The following is a 26,151-nucleotide window of genomic DNA, read 5'->3' on the forward strand; positions in this document are numbered from 1 at the left end:
AACACGGAGAACACCATGAACACATCCACTCTCCAAACGCTTGCCGAAGAAATTCCGGCGCCGGCCTTACCCCGCTTTCCCCTCAACCAGTGGTACGTCGCAGCCCTGGGATGGGAGTTGAAGGACAAACCCGTCGGCCGCACACTGCTCAACAAGCCTGTCGTACTGTTTCGCAGAGCCAACGGCGAGGTCGCCGCGCTGGAAGACCGCTGCTGCCATAGAGCGCTGCCACTGTCGAACGGCACGCTCGAAGCCACTGGCATACGTTGCGGCTACCACGGCCTGCTGTTCGATGAACGCGGAAAATGTGTCGAAATCCCGGGCCAGGACAAGATACCGAGCAAAGCCAAAGTGCCCGCGTATCACGTACGTGAGCAGGACCAGATTGTCTGGATCTGGTTTGGCAGCGAGGCTCAACCGGAGCCGAACTGCGAGCCACCGACCTACCCAGTTCACAGCAATGGCAAGTACTTGTTCGACGGCGACGTGTACCACTACGACGCGCCTTATCAGCTAATCCACGACAACCTCATGGACCTGAGTCATCTGGGTTATGTCCACCTGCGCACCATCGGTGGTAACGCCAGCATCCATATGAATGCGCGGATGAGTGTGGAGAGTGAAGGCAACGTAGTGCGGGTCGTGCGCCACATGCCGGGTTCGGTTCCACCTCCCACCTACACGGCCGCCTACCCTTTCAAAGGCACCGTGGACCGTTGGCAGGAAATCGAATTTCACGTCAGTCATCTGCGTATCTGGACCGGTGCAGTAGATGCCGGAACCGATGCCCTGGACGACCCCGATCGCGGTGGCTTCCATATGCGCGGATTCCATGGGGTAACGCCGGAAACCGAAACCAGCAGTCACTACTTCTGGACCATTGCCACCAACCCTGAGAGCGATCCTGAAGCCATCAAGGCCAAGGTTGTTGAGCAAACGGTTATGACGTTTGATGAAGACAAGGTGATTATTGAAGCTCAATACAAGAATATGTGCCGGTTCGGCATGCGGCCGATGATTGATATACATGTTGATGTTGGTGCGAATCGGGCGCGCCGGATTATTGAGGAGCTTCGCCAGGCTAGCTCTTGAGTGCGCGGCGTACGTAAGTTCACTGAACACTGCGCATGCCACTTAATAGCCGAACTACTTCCTCAGCAGACAAAGCGAACATCTGCGCGCTTCGCCCAGCAAGGGGGCGCATGTTTATCCTGTTGTTTTTCCCTAAGCCATAAATGAAAAAGCCCAATCTTTTCAGATTGGGCTAAGTCATTGAAAAATATGGTCGGGACGGAGTGATTCGAACACTCGACCCCTAGCACCCCATGCTAGTGCGCTACCGGACTGCGCTACGCCCCGACTAGGCGTGAAACTCGCCCCTCTTCTCGAAGGACGCTTAAGAATATATCGCAAGCTTTTGAAAACTGGAAGTATTCAAACGCAGGAAATTATTTCTTGAGAACCACCAACACATCTTCCAACTCGGCAATCATCTGCCGAATCATTTGTTTGTATTGGGTGGTGTCGTCTTTGGCTTCATCGCCGGACAAGCGCAAGCGCGCGCCGCCGATGGTGAACCCTTGATCGTAAAGAAGCGCACGGATCTGCCGGATCATCAGCACGTCTTGTCGCTGATAATACCGGCGGTTCCCGCGGCGTTTGACGGGGTTGAGTTGAGGAAACTCCTGCTCCCAATAGCGCAGCACGTGCGGTTTTACCGCACACAGCTCGCTGACTTCACCAATGGTGAAGTAGCGTTTGCCTGGGATGACGGGGAGCTCGTCGTTATGACTTGGTTCCAGCATAAGCCTCAACTCGGGCCTTCAACTTCTGCCCTGGACGAAAGGTGACCACACGGCGAGCCGTGATCGGGATTTCTTCCCCCGTTTTCGGATTGCGGCCAGGCCGCTGGCGTTTGTCCCGAAGGTCGAAATTGCCGAAACCGGACAATTTGACTTGTTCGTTGTCTTCAAGAGCGTGCCTGATTTCTTCAAAAAACAGTTCGACCAATTCCTTGGCCTCCCGTTTATTCAGGCCCAGCTCTTCATACAGACGTTCCGCCATCTCAGCTTTCGTCAGAGCCCCCATACGTCACTTCCTTAACGTGGCGTTCAACCTTTGTTCGAGCGAGGTGAGGATATTTTGCGTCGTGGTATTCACCTCATCGTCATTAAGAGTGCGCGATGGATGCTGCCAGGTCAAGCCGACTGCGAGGCTTTTTCTATCAGGATCAATGCCTTTACCCTGATACACGTCAAATAGCCTGAGGTCCGTCAGCCATTCCCCTGCATTTTCACGGATTACGTCCAGTACAGCGCTGGCTGCGACGTCTTTTTCGGCGATCAGTGCAAGGTCACGACGCACTTCAGGAAAGCGCGATAACTCCTGGAATTTAGGCATTTTGCCCAACGCCACTTCCGCCAGAACCAGCTCGAAAACGAAGACCGGACGGTCGAGACCGAGGGTTTTCGACAATTCAGGGTGGATGGCGCCGACAAAACCTACCAGACGGCCTTCACGTTCGATGCGCGCGGTTTGACCCGGGTGCAGCGCTGGGTGTTTGCCCGGCACGAAAGTGAACGAGTTCAACGCACCGGCAAAGCCCAGCACCGCTTCCACGTCAGCCTTGACGTCGAAGAAGTCCACGACATCGCGACCCTGTGCCCAGCCTTCCGGCAGACGGCTACCGCAGACCACACCGGCCAGCATTGGCTCTTGCTTCAGGCCTTCGAGTTGACCGACGAAACGCAGGCCGCTTTCGAACAGACGGACGCGATCCTGTTGACGGTTCAGGTTGTGCTGAAGCGCCTTCACCAGACCTGGCCACAAGGACGAGCGCATGGCCGCCATGTCGTTCGAAATCGGGTTGGCCAGCAGCAGCGGCTCCACACCCGGATTAAACAGTTCGAATTGTTTCGGATCGATGAAGCTGTAGGTGATCGCTTCCTGATAACCACGAGCGACCAGCAGGCGACGCAGCTCAGGCAGCTCGCTACGCGCTTCGGCCTTGGCTTGTGGCGCCAGGCGAGCTTGCGGGTAGCGAACCGGCAGACGGTTGTAACCGTACAGACGGGCCAGCTCTTCGATCAGATCGACTTCCAGGCTGATGTCGAAGCGATGGCTTGGCACTTCGACGCGCCACTGCCCTGCCCCATCGGCGGAAACGGTCAGGCCCAAAGCGTTGAGCAGACGCTCGACTTCGACCGAATCCATTTCCATGCCCAGCATTTGGGTGATGCGCTGTGCGCGCAACGTCACCGGAGCAATCTTCGGCAGATGCTGTTCGCTGACGGTTTCGATGATCGGGCCGGCTTCACCGCCAGTGATCTCCAGCAGCAGGCCAGTGGCGCGCTCCATGGCTTCACGAGCCAGTTGCCAGTCCACGCCACGCTCGTAGCGGTGCGAGGCGTCGGTGTGCAGGCCGTAGGAACGGGCCTTGCCAGCGACGGCGATCTGATCGAAGAACGCGCTTTCAAGGAAAATATCGCGAGTGGTCGCGGTGTTCACACCACTGTGCTCGCCACCCATGACGCCGGCGATTGCCAAGGCGCGGGTGTGGTCGGCAATCACCAGGGTATCGCTACGCAGGGTGACTTCCTGGCCGTCGAGCAGCACCAGCTTCTCGCCTTCTTCGGCCATGCGCACGCGGATGCCGCCATTGATTTCAGCGAGATCGAAGGCGTGCAGCGGTTGACCCAGCTCCAGCATCACGTAGTTGGTGATGTCGACAGCCGCGTCGATGCTGCGCACTTCGGAACGACGCAGGCGCTCAACCATCCACAGCGGCGTAGGCTTGGACAGGTCGACGTTACGGATCACACGCCCCAGGTAACGCGGGCAAGCGGCTGGCGCCAGCACTTCAACCGAACGCACTTCGTCGTGCACGGCTGGAACGGTGGCAACGACCGGGCGGGTGACGGTGGCGGCGTACAGCGCACCGACTTCACGAGCCAGACCAGCGAGGGACAGGCAATCGCCGCGGTTCGGGGTCAGGTCGACCTCGATGCTGGCGTCGTCCAGGCTCAGGTATTCACGAATGTCCTGACCGACCGGCGCATCGACCGGCAATTCCATCAGGCCATCGTTGCCTTCGCCCACTTGCAGCTCGGCTTGCGAGCACAGCATGCCGTTGGACTCAACGCCCCGCAGCTTGGCTTTCTTGATTTTGAAGTCGCCCGGCAGCTCGGCACCGATCATGGCGAACGGGATCTTCAGGCCCGGGCGCACGTTTGGCGCGCCGCAGACGACCTGGAAAGTCTCCGAACCATTGCTGACCTGGCACACACGCAGCTTGTCAGCGTCCGGGTGCTGCTCGGTGCTCAGCACCTCGCCCACCACTACACCGGTGAATTCGCCGGCGGCCAGCGTAACGCTATCGACCTCAAGACCGGCCATCGACAGACGAGCAACCAGCTCGTCGCGACTTACTTGCGGGCTTACCCAGCCACGCAGCCATTGTTCACTGAATTTCATCCTGCTCTCCTAAGAATTCGTTACGACTAGCGAAATTGCGCGAGGAACCGCAAGTCGTTGTCGAAGAACAGACGCAAGTCGTTCACGCCGTAACGCAGCATGGCCAGACGCTCAACGCCCATGCCGAAGGCAAAGCCCGAAAACTCTTCCGGGTCGATCCCGGACATGCGCAACACGTTCGGGTGAACCATGCCGCAGCCCATCACTTCCAGCCAACCCGTCTGCTTGCAGACGCGGCAGCCTTTACCGCTGCACATGACGCATTCCATGTCGACTTCGGCGGATGGCTCGGTGAACGGGAAGTACGAAGGACGGAAACGCACGGCCAGTTCTTTTTCGAAGAACACACGCAGGAATTCTTCGATGGTCCCTTTCAGGTCGGCGAAGTTGATATCGCGATCAACCAGCAGGCCTTCAACCTGGTGGAACATCGGCGAGTGGGTAATATCCGAGTCGCTACGGTACACACGGCCTGGGCAGACAATGCGGATCGGCGGCTGTTTCGATTCCATGGTGCGGACCTGTACCGGCGAGGTATGGGTGCGCAGCAACATGTTGGCATTGAAATAGAAGGTGTCGTGCATCGACCGGGCCGGGTGGTGGCCTGGGATGTTGAGCGCTTCAAAGTTGTGATAGTCGTCTTCGACCTCAGGGCCTTCGGCAATGCCGTAGCCGATGTGAGTGAAGAACTGTTCGATACGTTCCAGAGTCCGGGTAACCGGATGCAAACCACCGGAGGTCTGGCCGCGGCCAGGCAGGGTCACATCAATGGACTCGGCAGACAGTTTGGCGGCCAGGTCGGCCTCTTCAAACAGTGCCTTGCGGGCATTGAGAACCTCTGTGACACGCTCCTTGGCAACGTTGATCAGGGCGCCGACTTGCGGACGCTCTTCTGCCGGCAAATTCCCCAGGGTCTTCATCACCTGAGTCAATTCACCCTTTTTGCCAAGGTAGTGAACCCGGATTTGCTCCAGGGCATTGATATCTTCAGCGCTTTGCACAGCCTCTAGTGCTTGAGAGACGAGCGCGTCCAGGTTTTCCATGTACAGACTCCAGATACAAAATAGGGGAAGAGCTTGAAGGCTCTTCCCCTATTTATGACGTTTAACACCTGCCCCCACAGAGGTGAGGCCGGGTGACTGTCGGGGGTACTTAAGCCAAGGTGGCTTTAGCTTTCTCGACAATCGCAGCAAACGCCGCTTTTTCGTTCACTGCCAGATCAGCCAGAACCTTACGGTCGATCTCGATGGACGCTTTTTTCAGGCCGGCGATGAAACGGCTGTAGGACAGACCGTTGATACGTGCACCAGCGTTGATACGAGCGATCCACAGAGCGCGGAACTGACGTTTTTTCTGACGACGGTCACGGTAGGCGTATTGGCCTGCCTTGATTACCGCTTGCTTGGCAACACGGAATACGCGCGAGCGAGCGCCGTAGTAGCCTTTAGCAAGTTTCAGAATTTTTTTGTGACGTTTACGGGCAATGACGCCACGCTTTACACGAGCCATGAGTTACTTCCTCTATTCTTGACTAAATTAACGAAGGCGCAGCATGCGCTCGACTTTTGCCACGTCACACGGTGCCAGCAAGCTGCTACCGCGCAGTTGACGCTTACGCTTGGTCGACATTTTAGTCAGGATGTGGCTCTTGAAAGCGTGCTTGTGCTTGATACCGTTAGCAGTTTTCAGAAACCGCTTAGCAGCACCACTTTTAGTTTTCATTTTTGGCATGTTCGGATACTCCGCATTCAGTTGATAAACATAATCAGAAGGCCTGCCGTGCCCTGTTGATTACTTCTTCTTTTTCGGGGCGATGACCATGATCAGCTGGCGTCCTTCCATCTTAGGATGCTGTTCGACCGAACCGTACTCGAGCAAGTCACCTTCAACTCGCTTGAGGAGTTCCATCCCCAGCTCCTGGTGGGCCATCTCACGGCCGCGGAATCGCAAGGATACCTTGGCCCTGTCCCCATCACTCAGGAAACGTACCAGGTTGCGCAGTTTTACCTGGTAATCCCCTTCCTCCGTCCCTGGACGAAACTTGATTTCTTTAACCTGGATCTGCTTCTGGTTTTTCTTGGCCGCAGCAACCTGCTTCTTCTTCTCGAAGATCGACTTGCCGTAGTCCATCAGCTTGCAAACAGGGGGTACTGCATCGGCGGAAATTTCCACCAAATCGAGCTTGGCTTCTTCAGCCTTAAGAAGCGCGTCTTCAATTGACACAATCCCAAGCTGCTCGCCTTCAGCCCCAATTAACCGAACCTCGCGTGCCGAGATATTCTCGTTGATCGGGGCCTTCGGTGCAGCTCGTTTATCTTGTCTCATTTCACGCTTAATAATAATTACTCCGAATCTGGGCGACCACGCCGGGAAACCGCTTGCGCGAGAAACTCAGCGAACTGGGCGACGGGCATCGAGCCCAGGTCAGCACCTTCACGAGTACGCACAGCGACAGTCTGCATCTCGACTTCCCGATCTCCGATAACCAAGAGATAGGGAACCTTGAGCAAAGTATGCTCGCGGATTTTAAAGCCGATCTTTTCATTTCTCAAGTCAGACTTGGCACGAAATCCGCTTTCGTTGAGGGTTTTTTCAACTTCAGCAGCAAAATCGGCTTGTTTATCAGTGATATTCATAATCACTGCCTGGGTCGGAGCCAGCCACGCAGGGAATGCACCCTCGTAGTGCTCGATCAGGATTCCGACGAAACGTTCGAAGGAGCCCAGGATCGCCCGGTGCAACATTACCGGGTGCTTGCGACTGTTGTCTTCGGAGACGTATTCGGCTCCCAGACGGACAGGCAGGTTAAAATCGAGCTGAAGGGTACCACACTGCCAGACACGACCGAGGCAATCTTTCAGCGAGAACTCGATCTTCGGACCGTAGAACGCACCTTCGCCCGGCTGCAGATCGTACGGCAGGCCCGCGCTATCAAGGGCTGCAGCCAATGCCGCTTCGGCGCGATCCCACAATTCGTCGGAACCCACGCGTTTTTCCGGACGAGTGGACAGCTTCATCTCGACGTCCTTGAAGCCGAAATCGGCATAAACGTCCATGGTCAGCTTGATGAACGCTGCGGATTCAGCCTGCATCTGCTCTTCAGTGCAGAAGATGTGGGCGTCATCCTGAGTGAACGCACGCACACGCATGATGCCGTGCAGCGCACCCGATGGCTCGTTACGGTGGCAAGCACCGAATTCGGCCAGACGCATCGGCAACTCGCGATAGCTTTTCAGGCCCTGATTGAACACTTGCACGTGGCAAGGGCAGTTCATTGGCTTGATGGCGTAGTCGCGGTTTTCCGACTGAGTGGTGAACATGTTGTCGGCGTAGTTGGCCCAGTGCCCGGATTTCTCCCACAGGCTGCGGTCAACGACCTGAGGAGTCTTGATCTCCAGGTAGCCGTTGTCGCGCTGAACCTTGCGCATGTACTGCTCGAGAACCTGGTACAGAGTCCAGCCGTTCGGGTGCCAGAACACCATGCCCGGCGACTCTTCCTGGGTGTGGAACAAGCCCAGGCGCTTGCCGATCTTGCGGTGATCGCGTTTTTCAGCTTCTTCGATGCGCTGGATGTAAGCCGCCAGCTGCTTCTTGTCTGCCCATGCAGTGCCGTAAACGCGCTGCAATTGCTCGTTCTTGGCATCGCCACGCCAGTAGGCGCCGGACAACTTGGTCAGCTTGAAGGATTTCAGGAAACGCGTGTTCGGCACGTGCGGGCCGCGGCACATGTCGACGTATTCTTCGTGATAGTACAGGCCCATGGCCTGTTCGTTCGGCATGTCCTCGACCAGGCGCAGCTTGTAGTCTTCTCCGCGGGCCTTGAACACTTCGATCACTTCGGCGCGCGGAGTGACTTTCTTGATCACGTCGTAATCTTTTTCGATCAGCTGTTGCATGCGCTGTTCGATGGCGGCCAGGTCGTCCGGAGTAAAAGGACGCTCGAAGGCGATGTCGTAATAGAAGCCTTCGTCAATGACCGGCCCGATCACCATTTTGGCGGTCGGGTACAACTGCTTGACCGCGTGGCCAACCAGGTGGGCGCAAGAGTGGCGAATGATCTCCAGCCCCTCTTCATCCTTTGGCGTAATGATTTGCAGCGTGGAATCGCTGTCGATGATGTCGCTGGCGTCGACCAGCTTGCCATTGACCTTGCCGGCCACGGTAGCTTTGGCCAAGCCAGCACCAATGGATGCGGCGACCTCGGCTACGGAAACCGGGTGATCGAATGAACGTTGACTGCCGTCGGGAAGAGTAATAGTTGGCATGGCGCCTCCTCTCCTAGTGGTGACCCCTACCAAAGGTCACGTGGGTTGGGATGAGCCAGTACAAGATCCGATCCAGGCCATTCAATGACGAACGCCTGCCTTACAGCGGCAGGAGCCTTGCGGCCAACCGGAAAACCGAACCAGAGTGACTGGGATTCAAATCAGGGTTATTCGCGCAATTGCCGCCACCGGGACTGAAGGTCATCCGGAGCTTGCAAATGCCCGAGCGGGCCATGCTAGCACAGATGAACGGTCGTCGACGCCTGCGTACCCAGACAATGAAGATTTCCACACTTTTACCGCGCAGAGTGAACTTGAGATGTACGGGCCACCTCAAATAGGCTGAGAATCGCTACAGATTATCGACCCCAAGGAGTTCCTGACATGCGTCTTACCCGTCTTTTTGCCTTCGCCGCCCCGTTAGTCCTGCTGCTGCCACTGAGCGCACACGCTGCCTGGCCAACCGGTGTGAAAGCCCAGTACATGAGCGATTGCACCAAAGCTGCCAGCCAAAGCGTCAATCCGGCCGAAGCGCAGAAGCACTGTGCATGTGGTGCCGACGTACTCGAGAAGAAATTCACCACCCAAGAGATCGCGCTTTTGATGGATAAACAGAATCCACCTGGTGCCGATTTGAGCCAGCGCGCACTGAAAGAAATCGCGGTGTGCCGAGTTCAAAAATAAGGGTGCATAGCTCGGATTTTGAAGCATTGGCAGGTCAAAATCAGCCAAAAAAGGGCTGATTTACATAATTTACGCAGGTTTTATGGCTTTTTTTACTGCCCTGTTCTTTAGCGCAAAGCCGCTTAAACCGGGGCTTCCAGCCATTCGACGCGACGAAAAGCATGCTATATGAGGGCAAACAGCACGTCCGGGGGGCTCCCAAAGCGAACATTTCGACTATGATACTCCGGTGTGCCCAGTTGGCCTGAGCAGCACAGCACTACTGAAAATATATGTTTCTTGGAGATACACCATGTCTAATCGCCAAACCGGCACCGTTAAATGGTTCAACGATGAAAAAGGCTTCGGCTTCATCACTCCTCAAGGTGGCGGTGACGACCTGTTCGTACACTTCAAAGCTATCGAAAGCGACGGTTTCAAAAGCCTGAAAGAAGGCCAAACCGTTTCCTTCGTGGCTGAGAAAGGCCAAAAGGGTATGCAAGCTGCACAAGTCCGCGCTGAGTAATTTTCAGCCGCACTAAAAAAACCCCGTCCATGTGACGGGGTTTTTTATGGGCGAAACAAAAGTCTGGTGCGATCAGCCGCAGTTGACGCGAGTGACTACCCGATTGGCATCGGTGTTCAGGTTCAGGCGATCAGAGCGGTACTCCAGGGTCACCATGTCGTTGGGCGACAGGAACCGTGCGTTCTGTGCGCCTGCGCGAGTGCGCGCCTGTTCCAGCAGTTCGGGCGAAGCCGCTTTGCCAACGGTGAATTGCGCAGCCTTTGATTCGCAGCGGCTATGACCCGTGTCAGTCGTCGTTACAGGGTCAGTTGCTGGCTCGGATGACGTGCTGCTGCAACCTGCGAGCAGAGTGACGACCAGCACAGCACCCAATGACGCGAGCTTCCAAGGCATGAAGCCTCCTTTTCAATAATTAAGCAGAGATCGTGCGACCGCCATTTCGGCGTTAGGTTTCAAGGTGAATGCCCTCACCCTGCCCTCGATCCGCACAAGCGCAGAGTTTGCCTGAGCATCGCCCTGCCCTTCAGCACTCAATCGTGACTGAATATGAACAGCGCTCAATAAACGTCGATGTAGTCGTACGGCGGGTTCGGCCAGTTCTCTTTCAGCGCGTTGAAAATCTGCATGACCCAGACTTCGTCGCTGGCAGCGACCAATCCTACATAGCCCGAGCCCTTGGCCCACGTTTCTAGCCGAAAACGCAGCCCGCCGATGTCAGTGCCGCCTACGACCCCTGAGGAGATATAGGCAATGCCGCTTTGGGTGACCCGCAGCTGAGTGTGTTCATCGTCACTGGCGGAGGCCAACAGCTGGCGCACTGCCTCAAGGGTCAAACCGTCGGGAGTGTTCAAATCGATCTGCACAGCGCGGTCCTTGAAAATTCGTCAAAGACCAAGTGTCGCATAGCCCTCCTCCCATGCCTAAGTCGGAGTGCCAAACGCCGCGCAAAATGGTTAACTCGATACTCAGACTTCCCCGACTTCACGAGCGCCATCATGACCACCGTAAGCATCGACGCCGACATCAAAGCCAAATGGCAGGACGGACACAGCTCTTACAGCCCAAGCAGTACGGAAGAGCTTGCCATTATCGGTATCGATCTATTGGTCCGGGACCTTGGGACCGAGGCCGCCCAGTCGTTCATCGGGCAGATCTTCGAAAAACACCTTGCAGACCAAAAAGCAGCACTGGAGGCAGGACGGGTGTAAAACCCGCAGGCTGGCACCTGCGGGCATGCGGCTTACTTCAAACGGGCCAGACGCTGCGTCAGCAAGTCGAAGAAGCCCTGGGCATCGCCACTCTCAACCCAGAAAGCGTTCTTCGGCGCTTTCAGGCCGTCATACCAGTCAACGATGGTTTGACCAAAGGTCGGGCCTTCGCGGCTGTCTACGACCACGTTGACCGAGCGACCGCTAAACAGCTCAGGCTTGAGCAGGTAGGCGATGACGGTGGCGTCATGCACCGGGCCACCCGGAATGCCGTAGTGCTCCATGTCATCCTTGATGTATGCATTAAGAATATCGCCCACCAGCTTGCTGGCGTTGTTGTTGATCGCCGCGATCTGTTTCAGGCGCGATTCGCTGGTGAGGATCTTGTGGGTCACGTCCAGCGGTAGATAAGTCAGCTTAACGCCACTTTTCAACACAATTTCGGCGGCCTGCGGATCGGCGAACAAGTTGAACTCGGCGACCGGGGTAATGTTGCCGCCGTTGAAGTGCGCACCGCCCATGATCACCACTTCCTTGATGCCCTGAACGATTTCAGGTTCCTGGATCAATGCCAGGGCCAGGTTGGTTTGCGGGCCGAGCATGGCGATGGTGATGCTGTGGGGTTTGGCCGTTTTCAAGGTGTCGATCAGGTAATTGACCGCGCTGCCTTCAGCCAGCGCCTTCTTGGGCTCGTGCACGGTGACGCCTGACAGCCCTTCCTTGCCATGAATGTTCTCGGCATAGATCGGCGTGCGCATCAGCGGCTTCGGCGCACCGGCATAAACCGGTACATCTTCACGCCCCGCCCATTCACGGGCCAGACGCGCGTTACGCGATGTCTTGTCCAGACGCACGTTGCCGGCCACGGTGGTCAGCGCACGAATGTTCAGCTCTTCGGGCGATGCCAGGGCAAACAGCAAGGCGACCACGTCGTCGGTACCCGGATCCGTGTCGATGATCAAGTCGATCTTTTCCGCCGCGTGGGCGCTCGTTGCAGTAATCAGGGACAAAAGCAGCAGACTCCGAAGCAGATGATGCAACTTCATAGCATAGCGGGGCATATCGCACTCCTTGTGCGTGGGGAAAAACGAATGGATACAGCGCTAGAACGTCACCCCCGACACCAGCACGATGTTGCAGTACGGCGCACATTCGCCGGTACGAACAATCGCCCGCGCCTGCCGGCTCAGGACCTTGAACTGGTCGTGACTGAGCAACTCGCGCGTACCCAGAGCGCCGTCAACATTCAACTCGTCCAGAACACTCAATGCCGGCGGCTGCTTGTCGAGAATCTCGCGGGCCAGCACATGGCTTTCGACCTGCATTTCGCTCAGTACAACCTTCAAGGTACTGATGAAGTCCGGAATCCCCTGGGTCAGCGCCAGATCAATCAGTTCGACACCTGGCGGTACCGGCAGACCGGCATCACCGATCACGACCAGGTCGCCATGCCCCAGCGAGGCAATCAGCCGCGACAACGCGACATTAAGCAGCGGTGTTTTTTTCATGGTGCTTTAAACGCCTGTACGTCGGACAAGGTGGGAATCGAGGGTTGCGCGCCAGCCCGGGTGACCGACAAGGCTGCGGCAACCTGACCGAAGCGGATCGCATCCGCTTCGCTGCTGCCAGACGCTAATGCGGCGGCAAAGCCACCGACAAAGGTGTCCCCTGCGGCGGTGGTATCGACGGCTTTGACCTTCGGTGCCGGGAAATGCTCCAGACGCGAGCCGTCGGCGAACAGCGAGCCTTGGGCGCCCAAGGTGATAATCACTTTACCCACGCCCAGGGCGATCAATCGGGTCGCGGCGGTTTCTGCCGACACCAGGGAATCCACCGTCAACCCCGTCAGGGCTGAGGCTTCGCTTTCGTTGGGGATCAGGTAATCGATGGCGGCAAACCAGTCCGCCGGCAATGGGCGGCTGGCGGGCGCAGGGTTGAGAATGACGGTCTTGCCCAGCTCACGCCCCCGCTTGAGGGTATGGCCCACCGTTGCATCCGGTACTTCCAGCTGACAAATAATCACATCCGCCGCCTGCACCACGGCGTCAAAACGGTCGATGACTTGCGGCGTCAGCGATCCGTTGGCACCCGCGACAATGACAATGGCGTTCTGACTGTTGTCATCGACCACGATCAATGCGACACCGCTGGAATCTTCAACCGTACTGACGGCCTGACAATCGATGCCCTCGACCAACAAGGCCCCGCGCAGCTCGGCGCCATACGCATCGTTGCCCACGCAACCGACCATCGACACCTCGGCACCCAAACGGGCTGCCGCGACGGCCTGATTGGCGCCCTTGCCACCGGATACCGTGGCAAACGACTGTCCGATCAGCGTTTCACCGCCACGCGGCAGCCTTGGGGCCCGGGTTACCAGGTCCATGTTCAGACTGCCTATCACCACTACTTTTGCTGGCATACATTGCTACTCATTAATTCTGTGTCTGCAGTGCTTCTTGTTTAGCGGCGCAGTGTTTCAACGAAACTGGGCGAACACGCCGGCGAGCGGCGCGGTCGACTCTCGCAGCACAATGCTGGGCGTCACGATGCGCTGATCGGTGGCCATGTCCGGCTTGGCGATCCTGCGCAAAAGCACTTCAGCCGCCATCTCACCGAGCTGCAGGATCGACTGCCCCACCGTGGTCAGCGCCGGGTAGACATAACGGCTCATCTGGATATCGTCGAAACCAATCACCGACAGCTCGCTCGGTACGCGAACATTGCGTTCAGCGGCTGCGCGCAACACGCCGATGCCGATCATGTCGTTACCGGCAAAGATCGCACTGGGTGGATTGCGCTCCAGCAAAATCGCTGCCGCGCTATAACCGCCGGTGCTGGTGAAGTCGCTTTCCAGCATGCGCTCGCGATTAACCTCGACGCCCGCCTCTTGCAAGGCACGGCAATAACCGGCCAAACGCATCTGTGCCACGCTGGTACCCGCCGGACCGCCGATCATGGCGATGTCCCGATGCCCCAGTTCCAGCAGATGCCGAGTGGCCAGATAGGCGCCGTACTCGTGATCGATGCGTACCAGATCGGCATTCACGCCGTCCAGCCCGCGGTCGACGATGACCATCGGTGTGCGTACACCGGCCAGACCTTCCGCCAGCCCCGCATCGCCGCCGGCCGATGCCACAATCAAACCGTCGATGCGCTTTTCGAGCAATACGCGAAGATAGCTGCGCTGCTTGTCCGGGTTGTCGTCGGAGTTGCAGAGAATGACGCAATACCCCTTGCGCTCGCAGTAATCCTCAATGCCTCGGGCCAATTCGGCGAAGTACGGGTTGAGGCTGTTAGGCACCAGCAATCCGATGGTCGCGGTGGTTTTGGCTTTCAATGAACGGGCTACGGCGCTCGGCACGTAGTCCAGGGTCTTGATCGCCTCTTCGACCTTGATCCGCACCTCCTGACTGACCGGCCGGGTCTTGTTCACCACATGGGACACCGTGGTGTAGGAAATGCCCGCGAGTGCGGCTACATCCTTGATCGTTGCCATGATTCAGGTCCGCCGGCTTGCGCGCTGACTGCGATAAGTATCAAGCACCACCGCCACCACGATCACCGCGCCGGTGATGATGCGTTTGGTGGGCTCGGTCGCGCCTATCTGCGCGAGGCCCGCGGCCAACACGGAAATGATCAGGACGCCGAAGAAGGTGCTGATCACCGAACCACGACCACCCATCAAGCTTGTACCACCGATGACGACAGCGGCGATGACCTGCAACTCCAGCCCGGAGCCGGCATTCGGATCCGCAGCCTCGAGCCTGGAAATCTGAAACAACGCGGCAATACCGGCCAGCAGCCCCATCAGGCTGAACACCAGAATCTTGTAGGGCTTTGGATTGATCCCTGCCAGACGCACCGCTTCTTCATTGGTGCCGATGCCGATCAGGTAGCGACCGAACACCGTACGGGTCAGCACGGCCTGGGCAATGATGATAATCAGCAAGGCAATGATGAACGAAGGCGAGATGCCGAAGGCAATCGGGTTGGACAACCAGGCGAAGGCATCACCGATATAAGCGGTGCGCGATCCGGTCATCTGATACGCCACGCCACGGGCCATTTCCAGCACGCCCAGAGACACGATGAACGACGGAATCCGCCAGGCCACGGTGATCGAACCGGTGATGGTCCCGGCCAATGCCGCCGCCGCCATGCCGAGCAACGCGGCGGGCAGAACGCTCCAGCCCCAGCCGAGAATCGCCACGCTGACCGTTGATGCCGCCAGCGCCAACACCGAACCGACCGAGAGGTCGATACCGCCGATAATCAACACGAACGTCATGCCGACCGCCAGCACCATCAGATCGGGAATCTGGTTGGCCAGGGTGCTGAACGTGTCATAAGAAAGAAAGTGGCTGCTCAATACCGAGAACAGCGCAATCATCGCCAGCAAGGCACCGGCCAGGCCCAGATAGGTGCCCAGGCCGTAGAAGTTGCCACTACGTTTGCCGGCAGAAGATGCAGTTTTCATGGAAGGTCCCTAGGCGCTGCTTCATTGAGCAACGCATCACGTTTTTGGTAGCCGGCAAAAGCGGCGGCAAGCAAGTCATCCTGGGTCCAGCTGTCGCGCTCGAACGTGTCGATCAGGCGTCCCGCCGACAGCACGCCGATCCGGTCGCAGATCAGCATCAGCTCGCGCAGATCACTGGACACCACCACCAGCGCCTTGCCCTGTCGGGTCAGCTCGCCGAGTAACGCATAAATGTCGAATTTGGCACCGACATCGATGCCGCGGGTGGGCTCGTCAAACAACATCACCGAGCAATCACGCTCGAGCCAGCGGCCGATCACGACCTTTTGCTGGTTGCCGCCGGACAGTTCGGAGACCAATTGTGTCGGGCTCGAACTGCGGATACGCATGGCGTCGATCTGACGCTGGGCCAGGGACATCTCGTCGCCGTTGTTGACGAATCCGCCACTGGAAATCACCGGCATGTTGCCCAACGCAATGTTGGCGCTGATCGACTGGGTCAGCAGCAAGCCTTCGCCCTTGCGGTCTTCCGTGATCAGGGCGATGCCGTGACCCACTGCATCGGCCGGCGAGCGGATACTCACCACCTGAGCCGGAGACCCGAGCGCGACCGTGCCACTGTCCGGAATGTCGGCACCGAAGATCAGGCGCAGCAACTCGGTGCGCCCTGCCCCGATCAATCCGGAGATCCCGTAGATTTCGCCGGCACGCACTTCGAAGGACACATCGCGAACCTTGTCCGAACGGGTCAGGCCTTTGACCGTCAACGCCGGAGCGCCAATCTTGCGCGGCCCCATGTCCATGTGTTCACCGAGCTCACGACCGACCATCAACGTGACCAGTTGCTCGCTGTTGTAATTGGCCATCGGTTCGACGCAGACCAGGTTGCCGTCGCGCAACACCGCAATGCGCTGGGCAACCCGCGCCAGTTCTTCGAGACGGTGAGAGATATAGATGATCGACACGCCTCGGGATTGCAGGCGGGTGATCTGCTCGAACAGCATCTCGACTTCACGAGCCGTCAGCATGGCCGTCGGTTCGTCGAGGATCAGTACATGGCAATCGCCAATAAGGTTGCGGGCGATCTCGACCATTTGCTGATGGCCAATACCGAGGTCACCGACCAGAGTGTCCGGGTCAATCGCGTCGAGACCGACCTGGGCCATGGCCTCGATCGCCGCTTTGCGCAACTGCTTGCGACTGATCCAGCCGCCGTTGCTGGGCAAGTTGTCGAGAAACAGATTTTCCGCCACCGACAGGGTCGGCAACAGATTGAGTTCTTGCATGACCATGCGGATGCCCAGGTCTTCTGCCTGGGTCCGGCTGCCGGGACGGTAATCCTGCCCCTGGAATTGCATGTGGCCGGTGGTCGGCGTGACCAGACCGCCGATGATCTTCGACAGCGTGCTTTTGCCGGCGCCATTCTCACCGGTCAGCGCCAACACTTCACCGCGGATCAGCGTCAGGTCGATGCCGGTCAGCACCGGCTGGGCGTAAGTCTTACCGATACCGCTGACCGTGAGGACAGCGTTCGGAGCGCAAACGGACATAAAACTCTCCCTGTGCTCGCCCGGACGGGCGAGCACCAGTGTGTCGCCAGAAGGCTTACTTGGTGACCAGTTCTACCGGGGTTTCGATCACGCCGTTGGTGCCGCTGTCGACCTTCTCGCCCTTGATGATTTTCAGCGCAGTCTCGATACCGAACACGGCTTGTCGGGCTGCAAACTGGTCGGCGGTGGCCAGCACGCGACCATCCTTGAGCATCGGCTTGATCGCATTGATGTTGTCGTAACCGACCACTTGCACCTTGCCGGCCTTGCCCGCTGCACGCACTGCGGAAACGGCACCGACGGCCATGCTGTCGTTGCCGGCCAGCAGGGCTTTGACATCCGGGTATTCGCTGAGGATCGAGGCAGCAACCTTGTTGCCCTTGTCGATCTCCCAATCACCGGACTGCAACGAAACGACTTTGATCTGCGCCGCTTCCATTGCGTCTTTGAAACCCGCAGTGCGGGCCTGGGCATTGGTGGTGGTGGACACACCTTCGATGATGCCGACTTCGTCACCGGCCTTCAGTTGCTTGGCCAGGTACTCGCCGACCAGACGCGCGCCCTTGCGGTTATCCGGGCCTACGAATGGCACCGACATATTCTTGCTTTTGAGGACGGTCGGGTCCAGTTGGTTGTCGATGTTGATTACGGTGATGCCGGCATCGATGGCTTTCTTGATCACCGGAACCATGGCCTTGGAATCCGCCGGGGCGATGACCAGGGCATTGACCTTGGCGAGGATCATTTGCTCGACGATGCGCGTCTGGCCAGCCGTGTCCGTTTCGTCCTTGATGCCATTGGAGATCAGGTCGAATTCGCCGGAGTGGTCTTTTTGATAAGCCTTGGCGCCGACTTCCATGGTGAGGAAGAATTCATTGGCCAGGGATTTCATGACCAGCGCGACTTTGGGTTTTTCAGGCGATTCGGCGAATGCCGATGAGACGGGCAGCGCGGCGGATGCGACAGCCAGCATAGCGACAGCAAGAAGACGTCCAGCGAATGGCAGCTTCATGGGTTCACTCCGATCTTATGATTATTGTGAGCAATGCTTGCGCTGGAGTAATGCCTGCACTCCGATCGTCGACGGAACGAGCCACCCACAGGATCGCGCAAACGTTTGCGTAGACCGAACTATGCGAACCCTGCTGCTATTTGTCAACGGCCTGTTTTGTGTCTCCGTTGGCAAACTCCGACCCGCCACGTTATGCAACGGTGCTGATCAAGCCACCGGTGCTGGAGTCCTTGGCCAGTTCTTTCACCAGACTGCCCGCCACTTGTGACAGCGCGCCGTTGGTGTCGGCGATTTGCCCCTGGATCGACATCACCGCCGTGGCTTTAGCTTCTGGAGTCGGATACGGAGCTGCCTGAGCGGCCGCCAATTGTTGCTGTTGTTCGCGCAACTGCTGTTGCAATTCCTGCATGCGCTTGAGCAGTACCTGCACCGCAATACTTTGGGTGCTGCCGCCCTTGGACTTGGATTCATCCGGAGCACCGCCACCGGTTCGAACCTGGTTGTCGCTACCCTCTTCCTTCCCAAAAACTTGAGTCGCGGTGTCGGCCGTCGCTTCGCTCAAGGCATTGATCGTCGACGGGGACTTGCCGCCAATGGTGACCGCGCCCGCATTTGGAAAACCAACAGAAAACGACATGGGAACTCCTGTAAGAAAAATAACCTTAACGAGGCATCGACCTGTGCGAGGGTTTCTTTAGCATTGATTCTTGATTTGGCAAGACGACCTTCTCTACAAACGTCGTAGGCATTTTCGGAGAGCCGAACGCAAACGCTCAACCTATTCGGAAACCCGGACACCCTCATGTTTAATCACGACCAACGCCTAATAAATTATTGATACAAATCAAATAGTTAAAAGTTTTTCTCATTCAACGTTTGGCTGGTACAGATCCTGCTCTTCACCTACACCCCCGGCGTTCAGATCTGCCGGGGGCGTATCTAGATGAACTTGCATCAGCACCGTCTGACTACTAGAGAGAAAATAATGAAATCTGCCTTCAACACTTTTATTCCGGGCGCTTTGGCCCTCCTGCTGCTACTCCCTACCGCCCTTCAGGCAAAAGAAGTCGAAACGCAACAGAAACTGGCGAACGTGGTCATTCTGGCCACCGGCGGCACCATCGCCGGCGCGGGTGCGAGCGCTGCCAACAGCGCGACGTATCAAGCGGCAAAAGTCGGCATCGAACAATTGATTGCCGGCGTTCCGGAACTCAGCCAATTGGCTAACGTTCGTGGCGAACAGGTCATGCAGATCGCCTCGGAAAGCATCACCAACGACAACCTGCTTCAGCTGGGCCGTCGCGTAGCCGAGCTGGCAGACAGCAAAGACGTCGATGGCATCGTAATCACTCACGGCACCGACACCCTGGAAGAAACCGCCTACTTCCTGAACCTGGTGGAAAAGACTGACAAGCCGATCATCGTTGTCGGTTCCATGCGCCCAGGCACCGCGATGTCAGCCGACGGCATGCTCAACCTGTACAACGCCGTCGCCGTCGCCAGCAGCAAAGAAGCCCGTGGCAAGGGCGTCCTCGTGACCATGAACGATGAGATCCAGTCGGGTCGCGACGTCAGCAAGATGATCAACATCAAGACCGAGGCGTTTAAAAGTGCCTGGGGCCCGCTGGGCATGGTGGTCGAAGGTAAATCCTACTGGTTCCGTCTGCCGGCCAAGCGCCACACCATGGACTCGGAATTCGACATCAAAACCATCAAGAGCCTGCCTGACGTAGAAATCGCCTATTCCTACGGCAACGTTAGCGACACGGCGTACAAGGCACTGGCTCAGTCCGGCGCCAAGGCGATCATCCACGCCGGCACCGGCAATGGCTCGGTGTCCTCGCGCGTCGTTCCGACCTTGCAAGCCCTGCGCAAGGATGGCGTGCAAATCATTCGTTCGTCCCACGTCAACGCAGGCGGTTTCGTACTGCGCAATGCCGAACAGCCTGACGACAAATACGACTGGGTGGTTGCGCACGACTTGAACCCGCAAAAAGCCCGCATCCTGGCCATGGTTGCACTGACCAAGACCAACGACAGCAAAGAACTGCAACGGATGTTCTGGGAATACTGATTCGCCCTCGCCTGACCGGTCCTGGTCGGGCTCGCTCTTGACCACTCGTCAGCGTTGACGAGTGGTTCACGCCCCAGGCAAAACTCCGATAAAAGTTTTCCCCTCTTCCTACACCAAACGGTAAAAACCGCTGTCAGAGGATTTTCTTGAATTTTAAGCAGTTGCGAAAATGCTTACAGTTAAATACTGTATGCACGTACAGCTTAATAAGGATAACCCTGTGGCCACCACCCCTGCTTCTCCTGACACCTATGCACGCATGGGTCTGCGCGTTCAGAAAATCATCAATTCCCCCACCGCTCAAAAAGCCAAGGCAGCACTGATCTTCCGCCTGCCGGACGAACCGGTGGATGAGTGGGAGCAGTTGCTCGAAGAAATCGATGAGAACGACAACGTCACCCTCGCCTATCGCGACGATGGCGGCGTGCAGATTTTCTGGGTTGTGCCGAAGGAAGATTGAGTCAATGAGTGTCCGCTGGTTTGCTTTGCTGTTTTTGTTCGTCACTTTCGGAGCTCTGGCTGGCGCCCCACGCACCTTCAGCGAAGCCAAAAAAGTCGCCTGGAAACTGTATGCACCGCAATCCACCGAGTTCTATTGCGGCTGCAAATACACCGGCAACAAGGTGAACCTGGCTGCCTGTGGTTATGTGCCGCGCAAAAACGCCAAGCGCGCGTCCCGCATCGAGTGGGAGCACATTGTCCCGGCGTGGCAGATCGGCCATCAACGCCAGTGCTGGCAGGCCGGTGGGCGCAAGAACTGCACCCGTTACGATCCGGTATTCCAGAAGGCCGAAGCCGATTTGCACAATCTGGTGCCGAGCATTGGCGAGGTGAACGGCGACCGCAACAACTTCAGTTTTGGTTGGCTACCGGCGCAGACCGGTCAATATGGCTCATGCCTGACCCAGGTCGACTTCAAGGCCAAGAAGGTCATGCCCCGCCCTTCCATTCGCGGCATGATCGCCCGGACTTATTTCTACATGAGCAAGCAGTACGGCTTGAAGCTGTCGAAACAGGATCGCCAACTGTACGAGGCCTGGAACAAAACCTATCCGGTTGAAGCCTGGGAACGTCAGCGCAACCAGAGCGTGGCGTGCGTCATGGGTCGCGGTAACGAGTTTGTCGGGCCGGTGAACATGAAAGCCTGCGGCTGATTGCCCGCAGGAAAGTCAAAAGGCCTCGGTGTAAAACCCGAGGCCTTTTGCTTTTCCAGCCACTGCGTTATTGAGCCGCAGGATGCTCAATTACCAGCAATTCGACATTCTGTTTCTTGGCCCGCACCAACGCCGCAGCCACTTCTGCCTGCTTGGCCTCCGCCTCGGCTTTTGAACTGAATGGCCCCATCAGAATGCGCGTCTTGCCGTTTTCCACGATGACGTTGGAGACGAAGCTGTGTTCAATCAGCCAGCCACTCAGATCACTCACCGCCTGGGGTGTTTCGCCTCGCACTTCGAGGTCCCATTGCGGCCCGCTTGTCGCTGCAGGAGCGGAAACGACTGCCGGCTTCGTTTTTTGAGCGTCAACACCCTTCCCTTCACCGCATCCAGCCAGCGCCAATACAGCAATTACCAAGACCATTTTGCGCACAACGGTTCCCTCTGAATGCCAAAAGCGGCGATTTTAACATTCATGAATACTTCCCGAGTGCCGCAAAATGGGCACAAAACAACGAGATTGATGGTTGCGGCCTCTGTATAGTTACGCCTTGGGAATTAATGCAGCATCTGCGCGTCAGAAAGAGGCACCCAAACTGTGAGACTTCGCACTAATCTATACATACCACCGACCTCTGCACTGTTCGAATCAGGTGCCCTACAAAGCAATCAAGGAGAAGACCATGCTGATACTCACCCGCAAAGTCGGTGAAAGCATAAATATTGGTGACGACATTACGATCACCATTCTGGGCGTGAGCGGCCAGCAAGTCAGGATCGGCATCAACGCCCCGAAAGACGTTGCAGTGCACCGTGAAGAAATTTATCAACGCATTCAGGCTGGCCTCACCGCGCCAGACAAGCCACAAACCCCCTGAATCCTGTTGCAGTCAGTAGCCAGCCCGTTCGCCCCGAACATCGGCTGGCTAAAGATTCGAGCGCCGCAATGCCCGCCGGCTCGCTCACCCTCTCCCGCCAAAAAATGAAGCCGATACTACCGGCATGTCCCATGCCATGGCTGTCAGACGTTTCCGAATAAACCCGAGGAAGTACGTGATCGCACTCGGCTAACCAAAGATTACCCCGCGCGCCATTCCCGTCGCCGCGATAACCATCAGCAACACTAGCAAGCCTTCGACATGACTGAAACGAGCAAACAGTTTTGCCCGACCGGTATCGATCGTCGCGCCACGCCCCAGTGCAATCCGCCATTTGATCAGCGCCACCATCGGGGCAATTTCAAGCAGCAGGATCAGCACGAAAAGCGTCATCTTGAGGTGGAACAGTGGCTGATGAAGGTAGTAATCGGTGCCTTTCTCGTACCCGCCAAAGGCTCGCATCCCCCCGGTAATCAGGAGGATGACTGCAGAGATTCCCCACAGGTTATCGGCCATCAGCACGCGACGAGCTTCCCCTGTCCCGGCCGCCAGGCGACTGAATGCCGTGCCTCGGGTCAAAACCGCCCAGAATGCCAGCACAACAGCCAGCAAATGAATTGCTGCAAGAGACCAATGAACCAGCATCGATGTACCCCCATCAGACCGAGTTTGAGTATGGCCAGACAGTAGTAGCCCAAAAAACCGAGGGTTGCCCGATTCGGGCGGGTATACGAAGGGGGCAGGACAAATTTCAGGCAAAAAAAAATCCCAAGCAGCTGATGGAAGCTTGGGACTTAAAAATGCATAAACCGTGGTGGTGAACGCGGGGCGATAATATCCCAGCAACTCACTTGTAACAATATATTTTCGACCACCGGTTGGTTAAAAAAAACCGTAAGCCATTAAATATCCACACTTTTTTCATGGGACATGAGTAAGACTCTGGCTAAGCAAAACCATCGCGAACCAAACCAACAGACCTGAAAACAGCACCAGAAACATTACGTCACAGACCGGCTAGACTCCACCACACAAGAGCTGAAGGCTTCTGAAAGCACTCGCTTTTGACAGCAAGCCCCCCTTTCACCTGAGTACACAAGCCATGTGTGAATCATGTGATTCAAAACCGCTTCAAAACGCGGGTGGTCGCCGTCAGTTCCTGAAGTATGCCGGCCTCGGTGCAGGCGCCCTGCTACTGGCTGGCGCCCTGCCTGACCAACTCCTCCAGGCCGCCGAGAAAACGGCGGCGCCCCCAAAGCCGCAAAACTCAATCAACCCCGACATGGCCCTTCAAAGGCTAATGGAGGGAAACGAGCGGTATGTTTCCGGCACCTCCAAGACCCATGACTTCAAGGCTGAACGAGAAGCCCTGGTCACAGGCCAGAACCCGTTCGTGTCGGTACTCAGTTGTTCTGACTCTCGTATCGCTCCCGAGTACGCTTTTGACACTGCCCGGGGAGATCTTTTCGCCATACGTATCGCCGGCAACTTCGTCACTGACGAAGGTTTGGCCAGCCTCGAATACGCAGTCGCGGTGCTTGGTTCACCACTGATCCTCGTGCTCGGGCATGAAGACTGCGGTGCGATTAATGCGGGTATCAAAGCGGTAAAAGATCACACCGTTTTTCCTGGCCACATCCCGAAACTGACTGAGGCACTCAAGGGCTCTATCGAGACGGTACTCAAGGAACCTGGGAGCCTTCCCGCTAATGCGGTAGCGCAAAACGTCAAAGACTTGGTCAAGCGACTAAAAAATGCTTCCCCCCTGCTGACTGACGCCCTCAGCAAAGGCACGCTGAAAGTAGTGGGCGGCGTTTATCGCCTGGCAACCGGAAAAGTAGACCTGATCGCCTGATTCGAACAACGGTCTTTGACATAGCCAGACGTGAAAAGCCCAGCGCAATGGCTGGGCTCTGGTTACCTTCTGTTTTCCATCATCTTGTCTGCGAGCGCCTTGGCTCTTTCGATCAACAGGTTCTGCCTGTCTTCGTGAGTAGCCCCACCCACGACCGGCGCCGTCAGGTTGCTCTCCGCAATCAACGCAGCGCAGAAGTACTGATCCCAAACAGCTCTGCCTTCAGATGCCTGTCTTTTCATTTCGTCGGCGATCATATGCGGCTCCTTTTGATGAGGTAGCACCGCCAGTTTACGCCTCAATTGCTGCAAACCGCCTCTTACCTGGATCGAATCACGATCGTAGAAGCGAGCATATCGCCGAGTCGTTTTCGCGAACCAAAGAATATAAAGATCCAGTCAAAAATACTCAGGAACGGCGTGGTGATATTGCGCACAAATGATTGATAAAGATTGCAGTTAAGGTAGCTGCGCTCATCAATCACGGACATACCCAGCAATTTTTTACCAACACTTTGACCATTGGGCATTGCATCGGAAAACAGGTAATAACCCGCACCCGCGCCCAGCGCCAGGATGCCGACCACGGTGGGTGGCAGACCTATGAAGTCGCCCATTCGACCGGCAAACAGGAACAGAAAGAAAGTGATGAGTGAGTCAATCATTTGCCCTCCCCACCGACGCCCCAAGCCTGCCAGGTTTTTTGGCTTTTGATATTCGTTTTGAATGTTGCTGACTTCCATGCGTGAGCGCCTGTTGGTTTTTGGTTACAGGCGTATCGGCATCAGGTTAGCAACATTTAATTGCTCATCAATAAAAAGGCTGAGATTGGAGGTGAGGCGAGGAAAAGGTGTAGCGAGGTGGGGATTACAAAAATTTTGTAATCCGCGACAACAAAAAAGGGCCCACCTTTCGGTGAGCCCTTCTAGACCGCCCAGCAGAGCGGATTTTGTTTGGTAGGCGCGATTGGACTCGAACCAACGACCCCCACCATGTCAAGGTGACCCCGAAACCCATGCAAGCATATGATCTATAAAGAAAAATAGGTGTTTTAAAACAGGTAAAAAACCGCAGTACCACTCTATAAGAATCAACAACTTAGCGTTGTATATTCCTACAGTGCTTCCCCTCTCCGGCGTCCTGCCAAAGTTCTCCCGCCACTCATTTCCACTGCTACGCTGTCCCCTTCCACGGAGAATTCGCGATTCCAAATTCAGACCTGCTCCCTTCCCTGCTGTTCAAGATCAACGAAAACCAACTCGCCCTTGAGGCAGCCATCATGGAACTGACACTTTGGGTAGAGCAGCGCGGTGCGACCGAGGTCGGTGGCAATGTGCGAGGCGCCTTGGAAACGATCGACAAGAACGAAGAGTTTATCAAGATGACTCTCGCGGTACTCATAACGCCGGATTGATCGGCCCCCCGGACCTGAGGGGATGGTGTTCAACCCGCTCACCAAAAAATACAAAAAATGCTCATAGCCACGCCGATGGTAAATATTCCAAATCCACACACGACACTAAGAAAAAGCGAGTGCTTAACCATGGCTCGAAACTCCGGTTCCGTCATCAACGAATCATTGAGTGTGAGCACCTGAGCAATATCCACGCCAGTGGGAGTGGACAGGTTTAGGACCAACGATTTTGATGATAAATCTCTTCAGTCGTGATGAATTCCCCAACTATGGGGGTTAACCCATCCTATATTTTGGGGTCCCCCGAACCTTACCAGCTCATTTTCACCGTTCCGGGCGGTCAATTGCGGCATCAAAGCCTGGGATGCCGTATAGAAATCAAGCAAGGCCTTTACAATCAAGGCCTTGATCCACAAAAAGACCATAAAAAGCAGCGCCTTTTGCGACTCTTTAGAACCCAATAAACATTGGTCCAAACGGTTGCGTTTTGGGGAAGAATTCTCGCTGAAAATCCCACCTCCGGCGTTCTGCCGACCGAGCACAATCACACATCCCTGCACCACTACGACTGCGCATAGAGGCACCCTGACCGCTGCCGCA

Annotated in this window: 32 protein-coding genes and 1 tRNA gene; 10 read left to right on the forward strand and 23 right to left on the reverse strand. The window is 56.6% G+C overall.

Annotated elements, in window-relative coordinates; genetic code table 11:
• Positions 1-15 precede the first annotated feature (15 nt).
• On the forward strand, positions 16-1,092 hold the full coding sequence (locus ACWKV5_RS02850; protein ID WP_483840314.1) for a Rieske 2Fe-2S domain-containing protein: 1,077 nt from the start codon (positions 16-18) through the stop codon (positions 1,090-1,092).
• A gap of 190 nt (positions 1,093-1,282) precedes the next feature.
• Here ACWKV5_RS02850 and ACWKV5_RS02855 read toward each other — a convergent pair.
• From ACWKV5_RS02855 to thrS, 9 genes are all read right to left on the reverse strand, one after another.
• Positions 1,283-1,359: transfer RNA gene (locus ACWKV5_RS02855), tRNA-Pro, on the reverse strand.
• Between the two features lie 89 nt (positions 1,360-1,448).
• Positions 1,449-1,805 carry a MerR family transcriptional regulator gene (locus ACWKV5_RS02860; RefSeq protein WP_003179985.1) on the reverse strand — a complete coding sequence of 119 codons (357 nt, stop codon included), beginning with the start codon at positions 1,803-1,805 and terminating at the stop codon, positions 1,449-1,451.
• Positions 1,786-2,088 (reverse strand): integration host factor subunit alpha, encoded by a 303-nt coding sequence (ihfA, locus tag ACWKV5_RS02865; RefSeq protein WP_002553164.1) that lies wholly within the window; start codon positions 2,086-2,088, stop codon positions 1,786-1,788. The genes ACWKV5_RS02860 and ihfA overlap by 20 nt, the downstream gene beginning before the upstream one ends.
• A 3-nt stretch (positions 2,089-2,091) precedes the next feature.
• Positions 2,092-4,473 (reverse strand): phenylalanine--tRNA ligase subunit beta, encoded by a 2,382-nt coding sequence (gene pheT / locus ACWKV5_RS02870; RefSeq protein WP_483840092.1) that lies wholly within the window; start codon positions 4,471-4,473, stop codon positions 2,092-2,094.
• 26 nt (positions 4,474-4,499) lie between these two features.
• Positions 4,500-5,516 carry a phenylalanine--tRNA ligase subunit alpha gene (gene pheS, locus ACWKV5_RS02875; protein WP_007905876.1) on the reverse strand — a complete coding sequence of 339 codons (1,017 nt, stop codon included), beginning with the start codon at positions 5,514-5,516 and terminating at the stop codon, positions 4,500-4,502.
• 109 nt (positions 5,517-5,625) lie between these two features.
• On the reverse strand, positions 5,626-5,982 hold the full coding sequence (gene rplT / locus ACWKV5_RS02880; RefSeq protein WP_007905879.1) for a 50S ribosomal protein L20: 357 nt from the start codon (positions 5,980-5,982) through the stop codon (positions 5,626-5,628).
• A 27-nt stretch (positions 5,983-6,009) separates the two neighbouring features.
• Positions 6,010-6,204 (reverse strand): 50S ribosomal protein L35, encoded by a 195-nt coding sequence (gene rpmI / locus ACWKV5_RS02885; protein ID WP_008145659.1) that lies wholly within the window; start codon positions 6,202-6,204, stop codon positions 6,010-6,012.
• A 60-nt stretch (positions 6,205-6,264) separates the two neighbouring features.
• Entirely contained in the window at positions 6,265-6,816 is a 552-nt protein-coding gene (infC, locus tag ACWKV5_RS02890) for a translation initiation factor IF-3 (RefSeq protein WP_172668659.1), read from the reverse strand.
• Entirely contained in the window at positions 6,816-8,738 is a 1,923-nt protein-coding gene (gene thrS, locus ACWKV5_RS02895; protein ID WP_010455934.1) for a threonine--tRNA ligase, read from the reverse strand. Before thrS ends, infC begins: the two co-directional genes overlap by 1 nt.
• Before the next feature lie 384 nt (positions 8,739-9,122).
• On the opposite strand from thrS, the gene ACWKV5_RS02900 reads away from it, so the two are divergent.
• Positions 9,123-9,422 (forward strand): hypothetical protein, encoded by a 300-nt coding sequence (locus ACWKV5_RS02900; RefSeq protein ID WP_483840093.1) that lies wholly within the window; start codon positions 9,123-9,125, stop codon positions 9,420-9,422.
• Positions 9,423-9,714: 292 nt separating this feature from the next.
• Complete coding sequence (locus ACWKV5_RS02905) at positions 9,715-9,927, forward strand: cold-shock protein (protein WP_007905882.1); 213 nt, start codon at positions 9,715-9,717, stop codon at positions 9,925-9,927.
• Positions 9,928-9,999: 72 nt separating this feature from the next.
• On the opposite strand, the gene ACWKV5_RS02910 is transcribed toward ACWKV5_RS02905, so the two are convergent.
• Together ACWKV5_RS02910 and ACWKV5_RS02915 are read right to left on the reverse strand one after the other, a co-directional pair.
• The gene (locus ACWKV5_RS02910) at positions 10,000-10,320 is read right to left on the reverse strand and encodes an I78 family peptidase inhibitor (RefSeq protein WP_483840094.1); all 321 of its coding nucleotides are present in this window, start codon (positions 10,318-10,320) and stop codon (positions 10,000-10,002) included.
• Between the two features lie 164 nt (positions 10,321-10,484).
• On the reverse strand, positions 10,485-10,790 hold the full coding sequence (locus ACWKV5_RS02915) for a hypothetical protein (RefSeq protein ID WP_140666988.1): 306 nt from the start codon (positions 10,788-10,790) through the stop codon (positions 10,485-10,487).
• A 132-nt stretch (positions 10,791-10,922) separates the two neighbouring features.
• Between ACWKV5_RS02915 and ACWKV5_RS02920 the strand changes: the two genes are divergently transcribed.
• On the forward strand, positions 10,923-11,135 hold the full coding sequence (locus ACWKV5_RS02920; RefSeq protein WP_483840095.1) for a hypothetical protein: 213 nt from the start codon (positions 10,923-10,925) through the stop codon (positions 11,133-11,135).
• Positions 11,136-11,167: 32 nt separating this feature from the next.
• Here ACWKV5_RS02920 and ACWKV5_RS02925 read toward each other — a convergent pair whose 3' ends face one another.
• From ACWKV5_RS02925 to ACWKV5_RS02960, 8 genes are all read right to left on the reverse strand, one after another.
• Positions 11,168-12,196: a nucleoside hydrolase gene (locus ACWKV5_RS02925; RefSeq protein WP_483840096.1), complete on the reverse strand. Its 1,029-nt coding sequence runs from the start codon at positions 12,194-12,196 to the stop codon at positions 11,168-11,170.
• 42 nt (positions 12,197-12,238) lie between these two features.
• A complete protein-coding gene (gene rbsD, locus ACWKV5_RS02930) occupies positions 12,239-12,643 on the reverse strand; it encodes a D-ribose pyranase (protein WP_483840097.1) in 405 nt (134 codons plus the stop codon).
• Positions 12,640-13,557 carry a ribokinase gene (gene rbsK / locus ACWKV5_RS02935; RefSeq protein WP_483840098.1) on the reverse strand — a complete coding sequence of 306 codons (918 nt, stop codon included), beginning with the start codon at positions 13,555-13,557 and terminating at the stop codon, positions 12,640-12,642. The genes rbsD and rbsK overlap by 4 nt, the downstream gene beginning before the upstream one ends.
• 57 nt (positions 13,558-13,614) lie before the next feature.
• Positions 13,615-14,634, reverse strand: a complete 1,020-nt coding sequence (locus ACWKV5_RS02940) for a LacI family DNA-binding transcriptional regulator (RefSeq protein WP_483840099.1) — start codon at positions 14,632-14,634, stop codon at positions 13,615-13,617.
• Positions 14,635-14,637: 3 nt separating this feature from the next.
• On the reverse strand, positions 14,638-15,615 hold the full coding sequence (locus ACWKV5_RS02945) for an ABC transporter permease (protein WP_123434419.1): 978 nt from the start codon (positions 15,613-15,615) through the stop codon (positions 14,638-14,640).
• A complete protein-coding gene (locus tag ACWKV5_RS02950; RefSeq protein WP_483840100.1) occupies positions 15,612-17,165 on the reverse strand; it encodes a sugar ABC transporter ATP-binding protein in 1,554 nt (517 codons plus the stop codon). The genes ACWKV5_RS02945 and ACWKV5_RS02950 overlap by 4 nt, the downstream gene beginning before the upstream one ends.
• Before the next feature lie 55 nt (positions 17,166-17,220).
• Entirely contained in the window at positions 17,221-18,177 is a 957-nt protein-coding gene (locus ACWKV5_RS02955) for a substrate-binding domain-containing protein (protein ID WP_483840101.1), read from the reverse strand.
• 190 nt (positions 18,178-18,367) lie between these two features.
• Entirely contained in the window at positions 18,368-18,814 is a 447-nt protein-coding gene (locus ACWKV5_RS02960) for a hypothetical protein (protein WP_483840102.1), read from the reverse strand.
• Positions 18,815-19,162: 348 nt separating this feature from the next.
• Here ACWKV5_RS02960 and ACWKV5_RS02965 point away from each other — a divergent pair, with 348 nt between their 5' ends.
• From ACWKV5_RS02965 to ACWKV5_RS02975, 3 genes are all read left to right on the forward strand, one after another.
• Entirely contained in the window at positions 19,163-20,251 is a 1,089-nt protein-coding gene (locus ACWKV5_RS02965; protein ID WP_123434415.1) for an asparaginase, read from the forward strand.
• Positions 20,252-20,420: 169 nt separating this feature from the next.
• On the forward strand, positions 20,421-20,711 hold the full coding sequence (locus tag ACWKV5_RS02970) for a DUF1654 domain-containing protein (protein ID WP_483840103.1): 291 nt from the start codon (positions 20,421-20,423) through the stop codon (positions 20,709-20,711).
• Between the two features lie 4 nt (positions 20,712-20,715).
• Positions 20,716-21,405, forward strand: a complete 690-nt coding sequence (locus tag ACWKV5_RS02975; RefSeq protein WP_483840104.1) for an endonuclease — start codon at positions 20,716-20,718, stop codon at positions 21,403-21,405.
• 67 nt (positions 21,406-21,472) lie between these two features.
• On the opposite strand, the gene ACWKV5_RS02980 is transcribed toward ACWKV5_RS02975, so the two are convergent.
• Positions 21,473-21,838, reverse strand: a complete 366-nt coding sequence (locus tag ACWKV5_RS02980) for an SPOR domain-containing protein (protein WP_483840105.1) — start codon at positions 21,836-21,838, stop codon at positions 21,473-21,475.
• A gap of 250 nt (positions 21,839-22,088) precedes the next feature.
• Here ACWKV5_RS02980 and csrA point away from each other — a divergent pair, with 250 nt between their 5' ends.
• A complete protein-coding gene (gene csrA / locus ACWKV5_RS02985) occupies positions 22,089-22,283 on the forward strand; it encodes a carbon storage regulator CsrA (RefSeq protein ID WP_007938114.1) in 195 nt (64 codons plus the stop codon).
• 189 nt (positions 22,284-22,472) lie between these two features.
• Here the strand turns inward: csrA and ACWKV5_RS02990 are convergent, their stop codons facing one another.
• The gene (locus tag ACWKV5_RS02990) at positions 22,473-22,928 is read right to left on the reverse strand and encodes a DUF2214 family protein (RefSeq protein WP_483840106.1); all 456 of its coding nucleotides are present in this window, start codon (positions 22,926-22,928) and stop codon (positions 22,473-22,475) included.
• Positions 22,929-23,385: 457 nt separating this feature from the next.
• Here ACWKV5_RS02990 and ACWKV5_RS02995 point away from each other — a divergent pair, with 457 nt between their 5' ends.
• Positions 23,386-24,138, forward strand: a complete 753-nt coding sequence (locus tag ACWKV5_RS02995) for a carbonic anhydrase (RefSeq protein WP_483840107.1) — start codon at positions 23,386-23,388, stop codon at positions 24,136-24,138.
• A 62-nt stretch (positions 24,139-24,200) separates the two neighbouring features.
• On the opposite strand, the gene ACWKV5_RS03000 is transcribed toward ACWKV5_RS02995, so the two are convergent.
• Together ACWKV5_RS03000 and ACWKV5_RS03005 are read right to left on the reverse strand one after the other, a co-directional pair.
• Positions 24,201-24,395, reverse strand: coding sequence for a hypothetical protein (locus ACWKV5_RS03000; protein ID WP_483840108.1), 195 nt, complete (start codon positions 24,393-24,395; stop codon positions 24,201-24,203).
• A 62-nt stretch (positions 24,396-24,457) separates the two neighbouring features.
• Complete coding sequence (locus ACWKV5_RS03005) at positions 24,458-24,880, reverse strand: RDD family protein (RefSeq protein WP_483840109.1); 423 nt, start codon at positions 24,878-24,880, stop codon at positions 24,458-24,460.
• 461 nt (positions 24,881-25,341) lie between these two features.
• Here ACWKV5_RS03005 and ACWKV5_RS03010 point away from each other — a divergent pair, with 461 nt between their 5' ends.
• Positions 25,342-25,551 (forward strand): hypothetical protein, encoded by a 210-nt coding sequence (locus ACWKV5_RS03010; protein ID WP_483840315.1) that lies wholly within the window; start codon positions 25,342-25,344, stop codon positions 25,549-25,551.
• The last annotated feature ends 600 nt before the right edge of the window (positions 25,552-26,151 follow it).

The organism is Pseudomonas oplopanacis (genome assembly GCF_057128725.1).

Bases quoted from the DNA above. Each gene is read 5' to 3' on its own strand.
- ACWKV5_RS02850 (WP_483840314.1), top strand. From the start codon at position 16: ATGAACACATCCACTCTCCAAACGCTTGCCGAAGAAATTCCGGCGCCG.
- ACWKV5_RS02860 (WP_003179985.1), bottom strand. From the start codon at position 1,805: ATGCTGGAACCAAGTCATAACGACGAGCTCCCCGTCATCCCAGGCAAA.
- ihfA (WP_002553164.1), bottom strand. From the start codon at position 2,088: ATGGGGGCTCTGACGAAAGCTGAGATGGCGGAACGTCTGTATGAAGAG.
- pheT (WP_483840092.1), bottom strand. From the start codon at position 4,473: ATGAAATTCAGTGAACAATGGCTGCGTGGCTGGGTAAGCCCGCAAGTA.
- pheS (WP_007905876.1), bottom strand. From the start codon at position 5,516: ATGGAAAACCTGGACGCGCTCGTCTCTCAAGCACTAGAGGCTGTGCAA.
- rplT (WP_007905879.1), bottom strand. From the start codon at position 5,982: ATGGCTCGTGTAAAGCGTGGCGTCATTGCCCGTAAACGTCACAAAAAA.
- rpmI (WP_008145659.1), bottom strand. From the start codon at position 6,204: ATGCCAAAAATGAAAACTAAAAGTGGTGCTGCTAAGCGGTTTCTGAAA.
- thrS (WP_010455934.1), bottom strand. From the start codon at position 8,738: ATGCCAACTATTACTCTTCCCGACGGCAGTCAACGTTCATTCGATCAC.
- ACWKV5_RS02900 (WP_483840093.1), top strand. From the start codon at position 9,123: ATGCGTCTTACCCGTCTTTTTGCCTTCGCCGCCCCGTTAGTCCTGCTG.
- ACWKV5_RS02905 (WP_007905882.1), top strand. From the start codon at position 9,715: ATGTCTAATCGCCAAACCGGCACCGTTAAATGGTTCAACGATGAAAAA.
- ACWKV5_RS02910 (WP_483840094.1), bottom strand. From the start codon at position 10,320: ATGCCTTGGAAGCTCGCGTCATTGGGTGCTGTGCTGGTCGTCACTCTG.
- ACWKV5_RS02920 (WP_483840095.1), top strand. From the start codon at position 10,923: ATGACCACCGTAAGCATCGACGCCGACATCAAAGCCAAATGGCAGGAC.
- ACWKV5_RS02925 (WP_483840096.1), bottom strand. From the start codon at position 12,196: ATGCCCCGCTATGCTATGAAGTTGCATCATCTGCTTCGGAGTCTGCTG.
- rbsD (WP_483840097.1), bottom strand. From the start codon at position 12,643: ATGAAAAAAACACCGCTGCTTAATGTCGCGTTGTCGCGGCTGATTGCC.
- rbsK (WP_483840098.1), bottom strand. From the start codon at position 13,557: ATGCCAGCAAAAGTAGTGGTGATAGGCAGTCTGAACATGGACCTGGTA.
- ACWKV5_RS02940 (WP_483840099.1), bottom strand. From the start codon at position 14,634: ATGGCAACGATCAAGGATGTAGCCGCACTCGCGGGCATTTCCTACACC.
- ACWKV5_RS02945 (WP_123434419.1), bottom strand. From the start codon at position 15,615: ATGAAAACTGCATCTTCTGCCGGCAAACGTAGTGGCAACTTCTACGGC.
- ACWKV5_RS02950 (WP_483840100.1), bottom strand. From the start codon at position 17,165: ATGTCCGTTTGCGCTCCGAACGCTGTCCTCACGGTCAGCGGTATCGGT.
- ACWKV5_RS02955 (WP_483840101.1), bottom strand. From the start codon at position 18,177: ATGAAGCTGCCATTCGCTGGACGTCTTCTTGCTGTCGCTATGCTGGCT.
- ACWKV5_RS02960 (WP_483840102.1), bottom strand. From the start codon at position 18,814: ATGTCGTTTTCTGTTGGTTTTCCAAATGCGGGCGCGGTCACCATTGGC.
- ACWKV5_RS02965 (WP_123434415.1), top strand. From the start codon at position 19,163: ATGAAATCTGCCTTCAACACTTTTATTCCGGGCGCTTTGGCCCTCCTG.
- ACWKV5_RS02970 (WP_483840103.1), top strand. From the start codon at position 20,421: ATGCTTACAGTTAAATACTGTATGCACGTACAGCTTAATAAGGATAAC.
- ACWKV5_RS02975 (WP_483840104.1), top strand. From the start codon at position 20,716: ATGAGTGTCCGCTGGTTTGCTTTGCTGTTTTTGTTCGTCACTTTCGGA.
- csrA (WP_007938114.1), top strand. From the start codon at position 22,089: ATGCTGATACTCACCCGCAAAGTCGGTGAAAGCATAAATATTGGTGAC.
- ACWKV5_RS02990 (WP_483840106.1), bottom strand. From the start codon at position 22,928: ATGCTGGTTCATTGGTCTCTTGCAGCAATTCATTTGCTGGCTGTTGTG.
- ACWKV5_RS02995 (WP_483840107.1), top strand. From the start codon at position 23,386: ATGTGTGAATCATGTGATTCAAAACCGCTTCAAAACGCGGGTGGTCGC.
- ACWKV5_RS03000 (WP_483840108.1), bottom strand. From the start codon at position 24,395: ATGATCGCCGACGAAATGAAAAGACAGGCATCTGAAGGCAGAGCTGTT.
- ACWKV5_RS03005 (WP_483840109.1), bottom strand. From the start codon at position 24,880: ATGGAAGTCAGCAACATTCAAAACGAATATCAAAAGCCAAAAAACCTG.